The sequence below is a fragment of the Streptomyces sp. NPDC007991 genome (assembly GCF_042958445.1).
Lineage (GTDB): Bacteria > Actinomycetota > Actinomycetes > Streptomycetales > Streptomycetaceae > Streptomyces.
The window spans coordinates 458,133-473,370 of record NZ_JBIBJD010000006.1; the positions used below are offsets into that span (position 1 = coordinate 458,133).

Below are 15,238 nucleotides of genomic sequence, written 5' to 3' on the forward strand. Positions count from 1 at the left end.
GATGGCCACTCGGTTCTGCATGAAAGGTTGTGAGCGTCCGCCCATGGGCGAGCCTCCCAGTTCGCGACACCGCGCGTTCCGCCCCGTCCTGGAGAACCATGGGACGGGGGTGAACCGATGACCGAAGTGCTCCTCCTCCTGGTGGCGATCCTGCTCTCGCTCGCCTGCGGCGCCTTCGTGGCGGCCGAGTTCTCCCTCACCACGGTCGAGCGCGCCGAGCTGGAGCAGGCGGTGGCGCGCGGCGAGCGGGGCGCCCAGGGCGCCCTGAAGGCCGTACGGAATCTGACGTTCCAGCTCTCCGGCGCACAGCTCGGCATCACGGTCACGAACCTCGTCGTCGGCATGCTCGCCGAGCCGTCGATCGCCGCGCTGATCGCCGGGCCGCTGGAGGACATCGGCATCTCACGGTCGGCGTCGCACAGCCTGGCCCTGGTGCTGGGCACGGCGCTGTCGACGGTGTTCCTGATGGTCGTCGGCGAGCTGGTGCCCAAGAACTGGGCGATCTCGTCGCCGCTGGCGGTCGCCAAGACGGTGGGCAACGCCCAGCGCTGGTTCAGCGCGGCGTTCCGGCCGTTCATCACACACCTCAACAACACGGCGAACCGGGTCGTGCGCCGGATCGGTGTGGAGCCCGCCGAGGAGCTGGCGTCGGCGCGCGGACCGCAGGAGCTGGCGGCGCTCGCCCGGCACTCCGCCAAGAAGGGCGTCCTGGAGGCCGACACCGCCGAGCTGTTCGTGCGGACGCTGAACCTCGCCGACCTGACCGCGGAGAACGTGATGACGCCCCGGGTGCAGGTCGTCGCCCTGGAGGTGCGGGCGACCCTGGAGGACGTGGCGAACGCGACCCGTGCGACCGGCCTGTCCCGGTTTCCCGTCTACCGCGACACCCTCGACTCGGTCGTCGGGACGGCACACGTCAAGGACGTGCTGGCGGTCCCGGCGGAGCGCCGGACCCGGACATCCGTCTCCGAGCTGATGCGTGAGCCGCTGCTGGTCCCGGAGACCCTCACCGTCGACCGGCTCCTGGACCGGCTCTCCGGCAAGCGCACGATGGCCGTGGTGATCGACGAGTACGGCGGCACCGCGGGCGTGGCCACCCTGGAGGACATCGTCGAGGAGGTCGTGGGCGAGGTGCGCGACGAACACGATCCGCACGAGCTGCCCGACCTCGCGCCGGCCGGCACGGACGAGGTGGGCCACGCCCTGTACTCGGCCGACGGCTCCGCGCGCGTGGACCACCTCGAACGCGTCGGGCTGCGCGCCCCGCAGGGCCCGTACGAGACGCTCGCCGGGCTGGTGGCGACGATGCTCGGCCGGATACCGGCCGCCGGTGACACCCTCGAGGTCGCCGGCTGGCGGATGGAGGTCCTGGACGCCACCGGCCGCCGGGCCGCCCGCGTCCGGCTGCGGGCGCCCCTCGACGACGAGAAGCCCGACGAGAAGGGAGCGGAGCTGTGACCGCCGTCCAGCTGCTGATCGGTCTGGCGACGCTCGTCGTCAACGCCTTCTTCGTCGGCGCCGAGTTCGCGCTGATCTCGGTGCGCCGCAGCCAGATCGAGCCCTACGCCGACCGGGGCGACCGGCGCGCCAAGAGCGTGCTGTGGGGCCTGGAGCACGTGTCCGCGCTGATGGCGGCCGCGCAGCTGGGCATCACGCTGTGCACGCTGGTGCTGGGTGTGGTGGCCGAGCCGGCGATCGCGCACCTGCTGGAGCCGGTGTTCCACGCGGTGGGCGTGCCCGAGGGCGCGGGACACGCGGTGTCCTTCGTGATCGCGCTGGCCCTGGCCACGTATCTGCACATGCTGCTCGGCGAGATGGTGCCGAAGAACGTGGCGCTCGCCGAGCCGGTGCGCAGCGCGCTGACGCTCGGCCCGCCCCTGGTGACCCTGTCCCGGGCGCTGCGCCCGGTGATCTTCACGGTGAACGCCTTCGCCAACACGCTCCTGAAGCTGCTGCGCGTGGAGGCGCGGGAGGAGGTCGCCGCGTCCTACTCGGACGCCGAGATAGCGCAGATCGTGAAGGACTCCAGCGAGGCCGGCCTCATCGACGACCGCGCCCAGGAGCGGCTGCACGACGCGCTGGAGCTGGGCCGCCGCCCGGTGCGCGACGTGGTGCTGCCGCTGGAACGCGTGGTGTACGCGCGCGTGGGCGTCACTCCGGACGAGCTGGAGCGGCTGTCGGCCGAGACCGGGTTCTCCCGCTTCCCGGTGGTGGACGAGGGGCGGCGGATCGTCGGCTACCTGCATGTGAAGGACGCGCTGGACGCCGCCGGGCGCGAGGTGCCGTTCCGGCTGCGGGACATGCGGTCCATCGCGCGCGTGCGGGAGCACACGCCGCTGGACGACGTCCTCACGGCGATGCGGGGCAGCCGTACGCACCTCGCGGCGGTCCTCGGGGTGGACGGCCGGATGGCCGGCCTCGTGACCATGGAGGACGTCCTGCGGGAGCTGTTCGGCCAGCGGGCGTGAGGGAACGGTCGCCGATCATCCGGACGGGTGACCGACTGCCGGGTATGTGCACGGGATACCATTTCCGCCGCCATGGACACGAACCCCACCTACAGCAGCCTCGTCGCGGTCGGCGACTCCTTCACCGAGGGCATGTCGGACCTGTTGCCCGACGGCACCTACCGGGGCTGGGCCGATCTCCTCGCCACGCGGATGGCGGCCCGCACGCCCGGCTTCCGCTACGCCAACCTCGCGGTGCGCGGCAAGCTGATCCGGCAGATCGTCGACGAGCAAGTGGATGTGGCGGCGGCCATGAAGGCCGACGTCGTCACCCTGGTCGGCGGGCTCAACGACACGCTGCGCCCGAAGTGCGACATGGGCCGGGTGCGCGGGCTCCTGGAGGAGGCCGTGGAGCGGCTGGCCCCGTCCTGCGAACAGCTCGTGCTGATGCGCAGCCCGGGCCGCCGGGGCCCCGTCCTGGAGCGGTTCCGGCCGCGCATGGAGGAACTGTTCGCCTGCGTCGACGAGCTCGCCGAACGGCACGGCGCGATCGTCGTCGACCTGTACGGCGCCCCCTCGCTCGCCGACCCGCTGATGTGGGACGTGGACCGGCTGCATCTGACCGGCGAGGGCCACCGCCGGGTCGCGGAAGCGGTGTGGCAGGCGCTCGGCTACGAGCCCGAGGACACCGAGTGGCGCACCCCGATGCCGACGACGCTGCCACCCGGCTGGGTCATGCGCCGCGCGGCGGACCTGCGCTTCGCCCGGCAGCACCTGCTGCCCTGGATAGGCCGCCGCCTGACGGGCCGCTCCTCGGGCGACGGCCTGCCGCCGAAGCGGCCCGAGCTGCTGCCGTACGAGGACCGGGCGTAGGGCGTTCCCGTGGCGAAGCAGGTGACCGGCAGGCCCGGGGCAGGGCGCCGGACGCTCTTGTAGGTTCCCACGAAGGTACCCGCGACGCTGGCCTGCACGAATCGCCAGTAGAATCCGTCCACGTGACTTCCGCTCCCGCCAAGCCCCGCATCCCGAACGTCCTCGCCGGACGCTACGCCTCCGCCGAGCTCGCCACGCTCTGGTCGCCCGAGCAGAAGGTGAAGCTGGAGCGGCAGCTCTGGCTCGCCGTGCTGCGGGCGCAGAAGGACCTCGGGATCGAGGTGCCGGACGCGGCGCTCGCCGACTACGAGCGTGTGCTCGACACCGTCGACCTGGCCTCCATCGCCGAGCGCGAGAAGGTCACGCGGCACGACGTGAAGGCGCGGATCGAGGAGTTCAACGCCCTCGCCGGGCACGAGCACGTGCACAAGGGCATGACCTCCCGCGACCTCACCGAGAACGTCGAGCAGCTCCAGATCCGCCTCTCGCTGGAACTGATGCGCGACCGTACGGTGGCCGTCCTGGCGCGGCTGGGCAAGCTGGCCGGCGAGTACGGCGAGCTGGTCATGGCCGGCCGCTCGCACAACGTGGCCGCGCAGGCCACCACCCTCGGCAAGCGCTTCGCGACCGCGACCGACGAACTGCTCGTCGCCCACGGCCGGGTCGAGGAGCTGCTGGGCCGCTACCCGCTGCGCGGCATCAAGGGCCCGGTCGGCACCGCGCAGGACATGCTGGACCTGCTGGGCGGGGACGCCGCGAAGCTCGCGGAGCTGGAGCAGCGGATCGCCACGCACCTGGGCTTCTCGCAGGCGTTCACCTCGGTCGGCCAGGTCTACCCGCGCTCGCTGGACTACGAGGTCGTCACGGCGCTGGTGCAGCTGGCGGCGGCGCCGTCGTCGCTGGCGAAGACGATCCGGCTGATGGCCGGGCACGAGCTGGTCACCGAGGGCTTCAAGCCCGGCCAGGTCGGCTCCTCGGCGATGCCGCACAAGATGAACACCCGCTCCTGCGAGCGCGTCAACGGCCTGATGGTGATCCTGCGCGGCTACGCCTCCATGACCGGCGAGCTGGCGGGCGACCAGTGGAACGAGGGCGACGTGTCCTGCTCGGTGGTGCGCCGGGTCGCGCTGCCCGACGCGTTCTTCGCGCTGGACGGTCTGCTGGAGACGTTCCTGACGGTGCTCGACGAGTTCGGCGCGTTCCCGGCGGTCGTGGCGCGTGAGCTGGACCGCTATCTGCCGTTCCTCGCGACGACCAAGGTGCTGATGGGCGCCGTGCGCGCGGGCGTGGGCCGGGAGCTCGCGCACGAGGCGATCAAGGAGAACGCGGTCGCCTCCGCGCTCGCGATGCGCGAGCAGGGCGCCGAGCGCAACGAGCTGCTCGACAAGCTGGCCGCCGACACGCGCATTCCGCTCGGCCGTGCCGAGCTGGACGCGCTGATGGCCGACAAGCTGTCCTTCACGGGTGCCGCGGGCGACCAGGTCGCCGCCGTCGTCGCCCGGGTCGAGGAGATCGTGAAGCAGCACCCCCAGGCCGCGGGCTACACGCCCGGCGCGATCCTCTGACGCGCCGCACCCGATGCCCCGTTTCACGCCCGAGGAGCTTCAGGCCGCCCGCGACCGTGTCGTGCCGGACGTGGTCGCGGACGGTCTGCGGGTGCTGTTCTGCGGCATCAATCCCGGGCTGATGACGGCCGCGACGGGTCATCACTTCGCCCGCCCGGGCAACCGGTTCTGGCCGGTGCTGCACCGCTCCGGGTTCACGCCGCGGCTGCTGAAGCCGTCCGAACAGCGGGAGCTGCTGTCGTACGGGCTCGGCATCACCAATGTCGTGGCACGGCCGACCGCTCGGGCCGACGAGCTGAGCGCCGAGGAGTACCGGGAGGGCGGGCGGCTGCTCGCGCTGAAGGTGGGGCGGCTGCGGCCGCGCTGGCTGGCCGTGGTCGGAGTGACCGCGTACCGCGCCGCGTTCGACGACCGGAAGGCCGGGGTCGGGCCGCAGTCGCGGCTGATCGGGGACACGCGTGTGTGGGTGCTGCCCAATCCGAGCGGGCTGAACGCGCACTGGACGGCCGAGACCATGGCCGAGGAGTTCGCTCGGCTGCGGGAAGCGGCCGAAAGCTGATCCCTGACGGCGGGTCCGTCTCCGCTACGGCGGGTCCGTCTCCGTGACCAGGGCCAGCAGCCGGACCCCGCGCGAGGTGTCGCGGTCGGTGACCGCCACGGCGACCCAGCGGCCGGTGCCCTCCACCTCCCACACGTACGCGACGCTCGCGCACGCGCTCAACTCGGCCCAGGGCGGGGGTATCTCCTCGCGCTCGCCGCGCAGCAGGACGGTCTGCAGGTTGTAGGGGGGCGTGTCGCCCCAGCGTGAGGCGAGAAGCTCGTAGACGGCGTCCCGGTCCTTCTCCAACTGGTCGATCGTCACCGCCCGGAGCGCCGGGTCGTCGTCGGGTGCGTCCTCTAACACCGCGGTGTGCCGGCCGGGTCCGGAGACGCCGACGTCCGACGGGCCGTGCTCCGCCGGAAAGGGGCGGTAGCACAGCTCGTCGACGAGGGCGATGTGCTGTGCGATGTTCATGGGTCCAGTAAACCCGGCGCCACTGACACTTGGCGGGGCGTCAACCCTGTTCCCGCCGTTCTCCGGTCAGGCGTCGCGCCGGCGCAGGCTCCAGGCTCCCGCCAGCAGCGCGGCCGCCGCCCAGAGCGCGGTCACGCCGAGCCCCGACCACGGCCCGAGGGCGGATCCGTCGGGCGTCCCGCGGATGACCAGCTGTCCCGCCTTGTCGGGCAGGAAGTCGGCGACGGTGCCCGTGGCGTCGCCGATCACGAACGACACGACGAGGATGAACGGGATCAGCAGGGACAGTGTGGCCACGCCGCTGCGCAGCAGGGCGGCGAGTCCGGCGGCGAACAGGGCCATCAGCATGAGGTAGACACCGCAGCCCACGACGCCGCGCACCTGCTCGCCGGTGCCGAGCCCGTCGGCCGCCGGGCCGAGCCCCGCCCGTGCCGCGAGGAGCGCGGCGAGGGCGGTCACCAGTCCCACCAGCAGCGCCGGTACGGCGATGACGGCGGCCTTGGCCGCGAACCACCGGCCGCGCCGGGGCACCGCGGCCAGCGAGAGCCGGATGGCGCCCGACTGGAACTCCGACGACACGGCCATGGCCCCGAAGGAGACGGCCGCGATCTGCCCCGGTACGACACCGGACAGGGCCGTGAACAGCGGGTCGAATCCGGGGTCCGACGTCCCGGAGGCACCGGCGATCGCGGAGAACGCCGTGGTCGCGGCGAAGAGGGCCAGGAGCGCTCCCGGCAGCGAGCGGAGCGTACGGATCTTCAGCCACTCGGAGCGGAGGACAGGGGTGAGTTCCATGGTCAGGCCTCCTGCGGCTGCTGTGCGGTGAATTCGGTCTCGGCCGACGTGAGGTCGAAGTAGGCCTGCTCCAAGGTGCCCTCCTCGGCCGCGAGTTCGAGGACCGGCACACCCGCTTCGGAGGCGATGCGGCCGATGTCGTCCACGCGTGCGTGGTGCACGGTCCAGTGACCGTCCGCGTGTTCCACGGCGTCATGGCCGTGCCGGGCGAGGGCGCCGCGGAGGGCGGCGGGGTCGGATGTGCGGATGCGGACGCTGGGCTGCACGCGCGCCTGGATGAAGTCCCGCATCGGGGTGTCGGCGAGCAGCCGGCCCCGGCCCAGGACGACGAGGTGGTCCGCGAAGGACGCGGTCTCGTTCATCAGGTGGCTGGAGACCAGGACCGTGCGCCCCTCCCCCGCGAGCCGGCGCAGCAACTGCCGGATCCACACGATGCCCTCGGGGTCGAGACCGTTGGACGGCTCGTCCAGCATGACCACCTCGGGGTCGCCCAGCAGGGCGGCCGCGATGCCGAGGCGCTGGCGCATGCCCAGGGAGTACGTCCGCAGCCGGCGCCGGGACACCGAGGCGAGGCCGGTTTCCTCCAGCACCTCGTCGACCCGCCGGTCCGGGATGCGGTTGCTCGTCGCCAGGACGCGCAGGTGGTCGCGGGCCGTGCGGGAGCCGTGCGCGGCCTGCGCGTCGAGCAGGGCGCCCACATGGCGCAGGGGTTCGCGCAGGGTGGAGTAGGCGCGGCCGTCGATCGTGGCGGAGCCGGCGGTCGGCCGGTCGAGGCCGAGCACCAGCCGCATCGTGGTGGACTTCCCGGCGCCGTTGGGGCCGAGGAAGCCGGTGACACGGCCGGGCAGGACGCGGAAAGTGAGGCCGTCCACGGCTCGTTTGCCGCCGTACTCCTTGGTGAGGTCCTGGACTTCGATGCTGGTCATGACAGCAGCCTGGCTCCTCGCCGGGGGTGCCGTCCTCCCCCGGCGGTGGAGATCGTCTCCCCCGTGCGGGGGAGGCTCGTTGTCAGTGCCGGCTGGCACGATGACGGCATGGTCCGCATGCTGCGCCCGTTGACGCGGGCGGTGACGTACACGCGGTGGCTGCACCTGTCGGTGGCCACCGTGTGGCCGTCGCTGTGGATTTTCATCCAGGAGGCGTGGTGGACCCAGGTCACGGCCGCCGTGCTGCTCGGACTCGCGGGCCTTCTGCCCATCACACGGGTCGTGGAGGCGTTTCAGGCCAGGCTGTTGCTGATCGGCCATCGGCAGGACGGTGAGAGCGACGAGATCGTGACCACCCCTTCGGTCACGTGGGCGGACCGGGGGCGGACGGTGGTGTGGCTGGAGGCGCGGCTGTGCCTCGGCTGGTGCGTGACTCACCTCTCCGTCCAGTTGCCCCTCCTCGGGATCGATCTGCTGACGACCGGGCTCGGTGTTGGGCCCGTGGCTGATGGATTTGTGACCGTCGAGGAGAACCGCTGGTGGCACGCCGTGCTCGCACCCGTGCCGTTGATCCTGTGTCCCGTGGTCGTGGTGTGGTCGGGCCACTTGGTCACCGCCTTGGCCAAGCGGCTTCTCGGGCCGTCGCCCACCGAGCGGATGGCGGCGCTGGAAGAGCGCACCGACCAGCTACTGGAACGCACGCGCATCGCCCGCGAGTTGCACGACTCCATCGGGCACGCGCTCACGGTCGCCGTGGTGCAGGCAGGGGCCGCGCGCGCGGCCGGTGATCCGGATTTCACGGACCGGGCGCTGGTCGCCATCGAGGAGACCGGCCGGGCCGCCCTGGAGGACCTGGAGCGAGTGCTGGGCGTCCTGCGCGAGTCGGAGAAACCCGTGAGCAGCCGGCCGACCCTGGCGGACGCCGACCGCCTGCTGGAATCCGCGCGCACCTCCGGGGCGAAGGTCGACGCCGAGGTGAGGGGGCCCGTGGACACCGTGCCCGGGCCGGTGTCCCGGGAGGGCTACCGGATCCTCCAGGAGGCGCTGACCAATGTGCTGCGGCACGCCGGGGCCGTACCCGTACGGGTCCGCCTGGACGTCACCGGCGACACCCTCGTCCTCGCGATACGCAACCCGCTGACGGAGCCGGTACCGGGCCCCGGGCGGGGCAGCGGCCTGCGCGGCATACGCGAACGCGCCGCCCTGCTCGGCGGACTGGCCCGGACCGGCCCCGACCGAGGCGACTGGCAGGTTCATGTCGAGCTGCCGTTGAGTTGATCTACGCTGATCCGATGCCGATCACCGTTCTCCTCGTCGACGACGAACCCCTCGTACGCGCGGGTCTGCGGGCCGTCCTGGAGGCACAGCCCGACATCGAGGTCGTCGGGGAGGCCGCGGACGGGGCGGCGGTGATCCCGCTCGTGCGGCAGCTGCGGCCCGACGTGGTCGCCATGGACGTACGGATGCCGCTGCTGGACGGTATCGAGGCCACGCGGGCGCTGCTACGGACGGTCGACGAGCCGCCGCGGATCCTCGTGGTGACGACGTTCGAGAACGACGAGTACGTGTACGAGGCGCTGCGGGCGGGCGCCGACGGGTTCCTGCTGAAGCGGGCCCGGCCGGCGGAGATCGTGCACGCGGTGCGGCTGATCGCCGAGGGCGAGTCGCTGCTGTTCCCGGCCTCGGTACGGCAACTGGCCGCCGAGTACGGCGAGGGCGGCGGGAACCGGGCGGCGCGGGCCGCGATGGAGCGGGCCCAGCTGACCGAGCGGGAGGGCGAGGTGCTGCGGCTGATGGCGCGGGGCCTGTCGAACGCGGAGATCGCCGCCCGGCTGGTGGTGGGCACCGAGACGGTGAAGTCGCATGTGAGCGCCGTCCTGGCGAAGCTGGGAGCACGGGACCGCACACAGGCGGTGATCGCGGCGTACGAGTCCGGGTTCGTGGCGCCGGGCTGAGTGGCGAGGGCCGGTGGCTGCCCCTCGCCGGGGTCCGCCACGCCGAGTACGATCCGGCCAACACGCGCACGAGCTGGGAGGACGGACGGTGGGTCGGCTGACCGGCGGGGACCCCTCGCTGCTGCGCAGGATCAACTCCGCGGTGGTGCTGCACGCGCTGCGTGCCACGGACTGCGCGACGCTGACGGAGATCACCCGGGTGACGGGGCTGTCCCGGCCGACCGTCGAGGGCGTCGTCGAAGGGCTCATCGAGGCCGGTCTCGTCGTCGAGAAGGCGGCCGAGGAGGGTGCCGCCCGGCGGCAGGGGCGGCCGGCGCGGCGGTTCCGGTTCCGGGCGGAGGCGGGGCATCTGCTGGGGGTGGAGATCGGCGCGCACCGGGTGGCCGCGCTGCTCGCCGACCTGGACGGCCGGGTGATCGGCTCCCAGGCCAAGGACGTGCCCGAAACCGCGGCGGCCGACGAGCGGCTGGAGCGGCTGCGGGGAACCGTCGCCGAGCTGCTGCGCCGGGCCGGTGTGGCACGCGGCTCGCTGCGGGCCGTGGGCGTGGCGACGCCCGGGATCGTCGAGGCGGACGGCACGGTACGGCTGGGTACGGCGCTGCCCGGGTGGACGGGGCTGCGGCTGGGCGAGCGGCTGAGCCGGTCGTTCAAGTGCCCGGTCCTGGTCGAGAACGACGCCAACGCGGCGGTCGTCGCCGAGCACTGGAAGGGCGCGGCCACCGAGTCGGACGACGTGGTGATGGTGCTGGCGGGGCTCAGCCCGGGCGCCGGTTCACTGATCGGGGGGCGGCTGCACCGGGGCTACGGCGGGGCGGCCGGCGAGATCGGCGCGCTGCATCTGCTCGGCCGGGAGGTGACGCCCGAGACGCTCCTGTCCACCACGGACGAACCCCTCCATCCCCTTGACGAACAGGCCGTCGCCGATGTCTTCGCCCAGGCCCGCCAGGGCGACCAGCGGGCCCGCGCGGCCGTCGACCGCTTCCTCCAGCGCCTGGTCCACGATGTGGCGGCGCTGGTCCTCGCCCTCGACCCGGAACTGGTCGTCATCGGCGGCTGGGCAGCGGGCCTGGACGGCGTCCTGGACCCCCTGCGCCAGGAACTGGCCCGCTACTGCCTGCGTCCCCCGCAGGTGACCTTGTCCCGCCTGGGAGACGCGGCAGTGGCGACAGGCGCCCTGCGCCTCGCCCTGGACCATGTGGAGGAGCAGCTGTTCAGCGTGGAAGGCCCGACCACACCACGCCGCTGAGGTCAACTCCCCAAGGGGCGCGGGGAAGTGCGCGCCCAGCCAACACGCACCTGCGATCCCCCACGCACCGCACCCCTACGGCGCCAGGCTCAGGACGCCTGCCGCTCCGGCCCGGCGTGGATCTCCACACCCCCCGCATCCCCGAACGTCAACCGACACGTGTCAGCGCGATACGTCGCGACGGACAACGCCGCCACACGCCCCGCCGCCACGAACCGCGTCGTCACCACCAGCACGGGCGCCCCGGGCAACCGGTCCAGTTCCTTCGCGTCGTCGGCCCCGGCGGACCCGAGCTCCACCGCGTTCTCCTGCCGGTCCAGCTCCAGCCGCTGCAACTCGCGCAGCACCGCACGCGCGCGTGCCGCTCCGGACGGCGCGTCGATGCCGGAGAGCTCGTGCACCGAGGACCGCGGGATGTACAGCAGCTCGGCGGCGACGGGCCGGCCCTGCGAGACCCGGGAGCGCCGCACGATGTGCACGGACTCCTCCAGGCCGGTCTCCAGCGCCTCGGCGACCGCCGCGGGCGGCACCGCCGCGGTGCAGTCGACGGGCTGCCAGGCGTCCTCGGGGCCGCCCGGCCAGGTGTGCGGACCGGTGCCGAGGGAGACGCCCATACGGGGCGGCGCGACGGTCGTCCCCACACCGCGGCGACGCTGCAGCCTGCCCTCCAGTTCGAGCTGCTCCAGGGCCTGGCGGAGTGTGGCGCGGGCGACGCCGAAGCGGGCCGCGAGGTCGCGCTCGTTGGGCAGGATCTCCCCTACGGAGAACTCCGAGTCGAGCGCTTCACTGAGCACGGTCTTGAGATGCCAGTACTTCGGTTCCGGCACCGATTCCAGCTGCGTGGTCCCCACCCTGTCCTCCGCGATCGCCGTGGTCGGCAGCGTTTTAGCGCCCTTGTTTTTTAAAGGTTGTTTCACTTCTCTGCGACCATAGGGCGGCCCTGATCCTTGGTCAAGACCAATGGCCGGGAACGTTCACGGGACGTTCGTGCGAGGCCGTGACGAGGGGCGACAGCGGCGTCTAGTCCGCGGCCAGCGAGCGCAGCTTGTCGGGGTTGCGGACGATGTAGACCGCCTGGACGCGGCCGTCGGCGACGTCGAGCTGGAAGACGGAGTCGGGCTTTCCGCCGGACAGGACCAGCACGGCCGGGCCGCCGTTGAGCTCCAGGAAGCGAAGGGAGAAGTCGGGGACGCCCTTCTGCGCGGCGCCGACGAGGAAGCGGCCCACCTTGTCCGCGGTCCGCAGGACCCGCAGCGGCGCCCGCGACTTGCCGCCGCTGTCGCCGACGAGCCGGACGTCCGGGGCGAGCAGTTCCATCAGCCCTTCGAGGTCGCCGTCCGCGGCGGCGGCGAGGAACCGTTCGGTGAGGTCGCGCCGCTGGACGGGGTCGACCTCGTAGCGCGGGCGCCGCTCCTCGACGTGCTTGCGCGCCCGCCCGGCGAGCTGGCGCACCGCCGCTTCGCCGCGGTCGAGCATGGCGGCGATGTCGGCGTACGGGAAGGCGAAGGCCTCGCGCAGCACGAACACCGCCCGCTCCAGCGGCGACAGCGACTCCAGCACGACGAGGACGGCGAGCGAGACGGAGTCCGCGAGCACGGCCCGCTCGGCGGCGTCCGGCACGGTGTCGCCGAAGTCGGTGACGTACGGCTCGGGCAGCCAGGGGCCGACGTAGGTCTCCCCGCGGGCCTTGATCTGGCGCAGCCGGTCGATGGCGAGGCGGGTGGTGATCCGTACAAGGTAGCCGCGCGGTTCGCGCACGTCGCCGCGGTCGCCGGCCGACCAGCGCAGCCAGGCCTCCTGGACCACGTCCTCCGCGTCGGCGACGCGGCCCAGCATGCGGTAGGCGACGCCCAGCAGGACGGGGCGGTGTGCTTCGAAGACGTCGGTCGCGGTCTCGGTGGTCACGGGTTCCATCCCAGCCCACCGGTCCGGCCCTGTCCAGGCGAAATCGCCCGTCCCCCGGCCGGCCGTGGCCGGGGAAGTGGCGACAACTCGGGGCTACCCGCCGGTAGTAATTGCTGACAAGCTGTCTACCGCGTCCGTCCGCGAGTACAGCCTAGGAGCACCGCATGTCCGCCACCGTCTCCTTCAACGTCGCCTCCGCACACGGCGAGCAGAGCGTGTCCCTGTCCTACACGCGTCAGGGCAGCGGTGAACCGTTGCTCCTGCTGCACGGCATCGGCCACCACCGGCAGGTCTGGGACCCGGTGCTGCCCGCGCTGGCCGCCGAGCGGGACGTCATCGCCGTGGACCTGCCCGGATGCGGCGAGTCACCGGCGCTCCCGGACGGCATGGCCCACGACCTGCCCACCATGAACACCGTCCTCACGGCGCTGTTCGGGGCGCTGGAGATCGAACGGCCGCACGTGGCGGGCAACTCGCTCGGCGGCCTGCTGGCCCTGGAGCTGGCCCGGGCGCAGCTCGTCCGCTCCGTCACCGCCCTGTCCCCCGCGGGGTTCTGGAACGAGGCCGAGCGCCGTTACGCCTTCACGGTGCTGATGACGATGCGGCGGATAGCCCAGCGGATGCCGCTGCCGGTCGTCGAACGGCTCGCCCGCCCGGCGATCGGCCGCACCCTGCTGACCAGCACCATCTACGCCCGCCCGGGCCGTCGTTCGCCCGAGGCCGTGGTGGCCGAGACGCTCGCGCTGGCCCGGGCGCAGGGGTTCTCAGAGACCCTCCGCTCCGGCAGGACCGTGCGGTTCACCGACGACATCGTCGGCACGCCGGTCACGGTGGCGTGGGGCAGCCGGGACCGGCTGCTGATCCCCCGTCAGGGCGTGCGCGCCAAGACCGTCATCCCTCGCGCCCGGCTGGTACGGCTGCCCGGCTGCGGCCATGTCCCGATGAACGACGACCCGGCCCTGGTCGCCCGGGTCGTCCTCGACGGCAGCCGCTGAACAGCGGGGCGGCAGCCGGCCCGGCGCAGGGCCCGGCCGCGGATCCGGCAGACTGACGGCATGGACCGCAGGGACCGCGACGAGCCCGTGTCGCCCGCCTGGGAGCTGCTGCTCCCGGCCGCTTCCGCGCCGGCACGCACGCGTGGCCGTTCTCTGCAGGCGGCCCTGCGCGAGGCCGTCCGCTCGGGCCGGCTCGCGCCGGGCACGCGGCTGCCGTCGAGCCGGGATCTCGCGGCGGACCTGGGGGTCTCGCGCGGGCTGATCACGGAGGCGTACGAGCAGCTGACGGCGGAGGGCTATCTGCGCAGCGGCCGGGGCGCCGGGACATGGGTGGGCTCGGCCGTACGGGCCGCCCGGGCGCGGGCGCACGACCTCGCTCCGCGCTCCCCCGGTGCCCGGGCGGACTTCGTGCCCGGGACGCCCGACCTGTCGCTGTTCCCGCGCTCGGCGTGGGCCGCCGCGCAGCGCGGTGTGCTGGCGGAACTGCCGCACCAGGAGCTGGGGTACCCCGATCCGCGCGGGCTGCCCCGGCTGCGGACCGCGCTGGCCGGACTGCTCGCCCGGCGGCGAGGTGTGGTGGCCGACCCGGAGCGGATCGTGGTGGTCTCCGGGGTGACCCAGGCGACGACACTGCTGGGTTTCGCGCTGCACGCGCGCGGGGTGCGCACCGTGGGTGTGGAGGACCCGGGCAGTCCCCAGCACGACGGGCTGTACGCCTCGGCCGGGGTCACCGCCGTACCACTGCCCATGGACGGTGAGGGAATCGCGCTGGAGCCCCTGCGGGCGTCGGGCGTACGGGCCGTGGTGACGACGCCGGCCCACCAGTTCCCCACCGGCATCGCCTACTCGGCCCGCCGTCGCGCCGAACTGCTGGACTGGGCACGGTCCGTGGACGGCATCGTCCTGGAGGACGACTACGACGGCGACTTCCGCTACGACCGCGCTCCCGTCGGCGCGCTCCAGGGCCTCGACCCGGACCGCGTCGCCTACACGGGCTCGGTCAGCAAGTCCCTCGCGCCGGGGCTGCGGCTGGGCTGGCTGCTGGTGCCCGAGTCCTGGGCGGAGGAGATCGTCGAACGCAAGCGCACCATGGACCTCGGCCATCCGGCCCTGGACCAGGCGCTCTTCGCCCGGTTCCTGGAACGCGGCGACTACGACCGCCAGTTGCGCCGCTGCCAGCGCGCCTACCGCGAGCGCCGTGACGCCCTGACCGCCGCCCTCGGCGAGCACTTCCCGGGCGCCCTGGTCTCGGGCATCGCCGCGGGCCTGCACGTGATCGCCACGCTGCCGGAGTGCTACGGCCCCGAGGACCGTTTCCTCACCCGCGTCACGGCGGCCGGAGTGGCGGTACGCCCCCTGTCGGCCTACGCGCACCCGAGTGCGGCGCGGGAGGAGACCGACGAGCCGAAGCGGATACGGCTCGTGCTGGGCTACGCGCACGTCCCGCCCGCCCGGATCCACGAGGGCGTACGCCTGATGGCGGAGGCGGCCACGGCGTGACTCCCCGGCGGAGCTC

General features: G+C 73.1%; 15 protein-coding genes. 10 read left to right on the plus strand and 5 right to left on the minus strand.

Going from position 1 to position 15,238, the window contains the following annotated elements:
• Nucleotides 1-117 precede the first annotated feature (117 nt).
• From ACFZDA_RS19720 to mug, 5 genes are all read left to right on the plus strand, one after another.
• Nucleotides 118-1,458 carry a CNNM domain-containing protein gene (locus ACFZDA_RS19720; RefSeq protein WP_391082784.1) on the plus strand — a complete coding sequence of 447 codons (1,341 nt, stop codon included), beginning with the start codon at nucleotides 118-120 and terminating at the stop codon, nucleotides 1,456-1,458.
• The gene (locus tag ACFZDA_RS19725; RefSeq protein WP_391082787.1) at nucleotides 1,455-2,468 is read left to right on the plus strand and encodes a CNNM domain-containing protein; all 1,014 of its coding nucleotides are present in this window, start codon (nucleotides 1,455-1,457) and stop codon (nucleotides 2,466-2,468) included. The genes ACFZDA_RS19720 and ACFZDA_RS19725 overlap by 4 nt, the downstream gene beginning before the upstream one ends.
• 72 nt (nucleotides 2,469-2,540) lie before the next feature.
• A complete protein-coding gene (locus tag ACFZDA_RS19730; protein ID WP_391082790.1) occupies nucleotides 2,541-3,320 on the plus strand; it encodes an SGNH/GDSL hydrolase family protein in 780 nt (259 codons plus the stop codon).
• Nucleotides 3,321-3,442: 122 nt separating this feature from the next.
• Nucleotides 3,443-4,885, plus strand: coding sequence for an adenylosuccinate lyase (gene purB, locus ACFZDA_RS19735; RefSeq protein ID WP_391082791.1), 1,443 nt, complete (start codon nucleotides 3,443-3,445; stop codon nucleotides 4,883-4,885).
• A 13-nt stretch (nucleotides 4,886-4,898) separates the two neighbouring features.
• Nucleotides 4,899-5,444 (plus strand): G/U mismatch-specific DNA glycosylase, encoded by a 546-nt coding sequence (gene mug / locus ACFZDA_RS19740; RefSeq protein WP_391082794.1) that lies wholly within the window; start codon nucleotides 4,899-4,901, stop codon nucleotides 5,442-5,444.
• A 24-nt stretch (nucleotides 5,445-5,468) separates the two neighbouring features.
• Here the strand turns inward: mug and ACFZDA_RS19745 are convergent, their stop codons facing one another.
• The 3 genes from ACFZDA_RS19745 to ACFZDA_RS19755 all read right to left on the minus strand — a co-directional run bounded on the left by ACFZDA_RS19745 (nucleotide 5,469) and on the right by ACFZDA_RS19755 (nucleotide 7,621).
• The gene (locus ACFZDA_RS19745; RefSeq protein ID WP_391082796.1) at nucleotides 5,469-5,900 is read right to left on the minus strand and encodes a hypothetical protein; all 432 of its coding nucleotides are present in this window, start codon (nucleotides 5,898-5,900) and stop codon (nucleotides 5,469-5,471) included.
• A 66-nt stretch (nucleotides 5,901-5,966) separates the two neighbouring features.
• Nucleotides 5,967-6,695 (minus strand): ABC transporter permease, encoded by a 729-nt coding sequence (locus ACFZDA_RS19750; protein WP_391082799.1) that lies wholly within the window; start codon nucleotides 6,693-6,695, stop codon nucleotides 5,967-5,969.
• 2 nt (nucleotides 6,696-6,697) lie between these two features.
• Nucleotides 6,698-7,621 (minus strand): ATP-binding cassette domain-containing protein, encoded by a 924-nt coding sequence (locus ACFZDA_RS19755; RefSeq protein ID WP_391082802.1) that lies wholly within the window; start codon nucleotides 7,619-7,621, stop codon nucleotides 6,698-6,700.
• Between the two features lie 108 nt (nucleotides 7,622-7,729).
• Here ACFZDA_RS19755 and ACFZDA_RS19760 point away from each other — a divergent pair, with 108 nt between their 5' ends.
• The 3 genes from ACFZDA_RS19760 (at nucleotide 7,730) to ACFZDA_RS19770 (ending at nucleotide 10,822) form a co-directional block, all read left to right on the plus strand.
• Nucleotides 7,730-8,899 (plus strand): histidine kinase, encoded by a 1,170-nt coding sequence (locus tag ACFZDA_RS19760; protein ID WP_391082804.1) that lies wholly within the window; start codon nucleotides 7,730-7,732, stop codon nucleotides 8,897-8,899.
• A gap of 14 nt (nucleotides 8,900-8,913) precedes the next feature.
• Nucleotides 8,914-9,576: a response regulator gene (locus ACFZDA_RS19765; protein WP_391082807.1), complete on the plus strand. Its 663-nt coding sequence runs from the start codon at nucleotides 8,914-8,916 to the stop codon at nucleotides 9,574-9,576.
• Between the two features lie 88 nt (nucleotides 9,577-9,664).
• Complete coding sequence (locus ACFZDA_RS19770; protein WP_391082809.1) at nucleotides 9,665-10,822, plus strand: ROK family protein; 1,158 nt, start codon at nucleotides 9,665-9,667, stop codon at nucleotides 10,820-10,822.
• A gap of 89 nt (nucleotides 10,823-10,911) precedes the next feature.
• Here ACFZDA_RS19770 and ACFZDA_RS19775 read toward each other — a convergent pair whose 3' ends face one another.
• Entirely contained in the window at nucleotides 10,912-11,673 is a 762-nt protein-coding gene (locus ACFZDA_RS19775) for a GntR family transcriptional regulator (protein ID WP_391082810.1), read from the minus strand.
• 169 nt (nucleotides 11,674-11,842) lie between these two features.
• Nucleotides 11,843-12,727, minus strand: coding sequence for an RNA polymerase sigma-70 factor (locus tag ACFZDA_RS19780; protein ID WP_391082812.1), 885 nt, complete (start codon nucleotides 12,725-12,727; stop codon nucleotides 11,843-11,845).
• A gap of 164 nt (nucleotides 12,728-12,891) precedes the next feature.
• Here ACFZDA_RS19780 and ACFZDA_RS19785 point away from each other — a divergent pair, with 164 nt between their 5' ends.
• Both ACFZDA_RS19785 and ACFZDA_RS19790 read left to right on the plus strand, forming a co-directional pair.
• Complete coding sequence (locus ACFZDA_RS19785) at nucleotides 12,892-13,722, plus strand: alpha/beta fold hydrolase (protein WP_391082815.1); 831 nt, start codon at nucleotides 12,892-12,894, stop codon at nucleotides 13,720-13,722.
• A gap of 60 nt (nucleotides 13,723-13,782) precedes the next feature.
• Nucleotides 13,783-15,222: an aminotransferase class I/II-fold pyridoxal phosphate-dependent enzyme gene (locus ACFZDA_RS19790; RefSeq protein ID WP_391082818.1), complete on the plus strand. Its 1,440-nt coding sequence runs from the start codon at nucleotides 13,783-13,785 to the stop codon at nucleotides 15,220-15,222.
• Nucleotides 15,223-15,238: the final 16 nt, after the last annotated feature.

Excerpts from the sequence above, each read along its gene's own strand:
- ACFZDA_RS19785 (WP_391082815.1), top strand. The coding sequence starts at position 12,892 with ATGTCCGCCACCGTCTCCTTCAACGTCGCCTCCGCACACGGCGAGCAG.
- mug (WP_391082794.1), top strand. The coding sequence starts at position 4,899 with ATGCCCCGTTTCACGCCCGAGGAGCTTCAGGCCGCCCGCGACCGTGTC.
- ACFZDA_RS19720 (WP_391082784.1), top strand. The coding sequence starts at position 118 with ATGACCGAAGTGCTCCTCCTCCTGGTGGCGATCCTGCTCTCGCTCGCC.
- ACFZDA_RS19750 (WP_391082799.1), bottom strand. The coding sequence starts at position 6,695 with ATGGAACTCACCCCTGTCCTCCGCTCCGAGTGGCTGAAGATCCGTACG.
- ACFZDA_RS19745 (WP_391082796.1), bottom strand. The coding sequence starts at position 5,900 with ATGAACATCGCACAGCACATCGCCCTCGTCGACGAGCTGTGCTACCGC.
- ACFZDA_RS19765 (WP_391082807.1), top strand. The coding sequence starts at position 8,914 with ATGCCGATCACCGTTCTCCTCGTCGACGACGAACCCCTCGTACGCGCG.
- ACFZDA_RS19790 (WP_391082818.1), top strand. The coding sequence starts at position 13,783 with ATGGACCGCAGGGACCGCGACGAGCCCGTGTCGCCCGCCTGGGAGCTG.
- ACFZDA_RS19730 (WP_391082790.1), top strand. The coding sequence starts at position 2,541 with ATGGACACGAACCCCACCTACAGCAGCCTCGTCGCGGTCGGCGACTCC.
- ACFZDA_RS19755 (WP_391082802.1), bottom strand. The coding sequence starts at position 7,621 with ATGACCAGCATCGAAGTCCAGGACCTCACCAAGGAGTACGGCGGCAAA.
- ACFZDA_RS19760 (WP_391082804.1), top strand. The coding sequence starts at position 7,730 with ATGGTCCGCATGCTGCGCCCGTTGACGCGGGCGGTGACGTACACGCGG.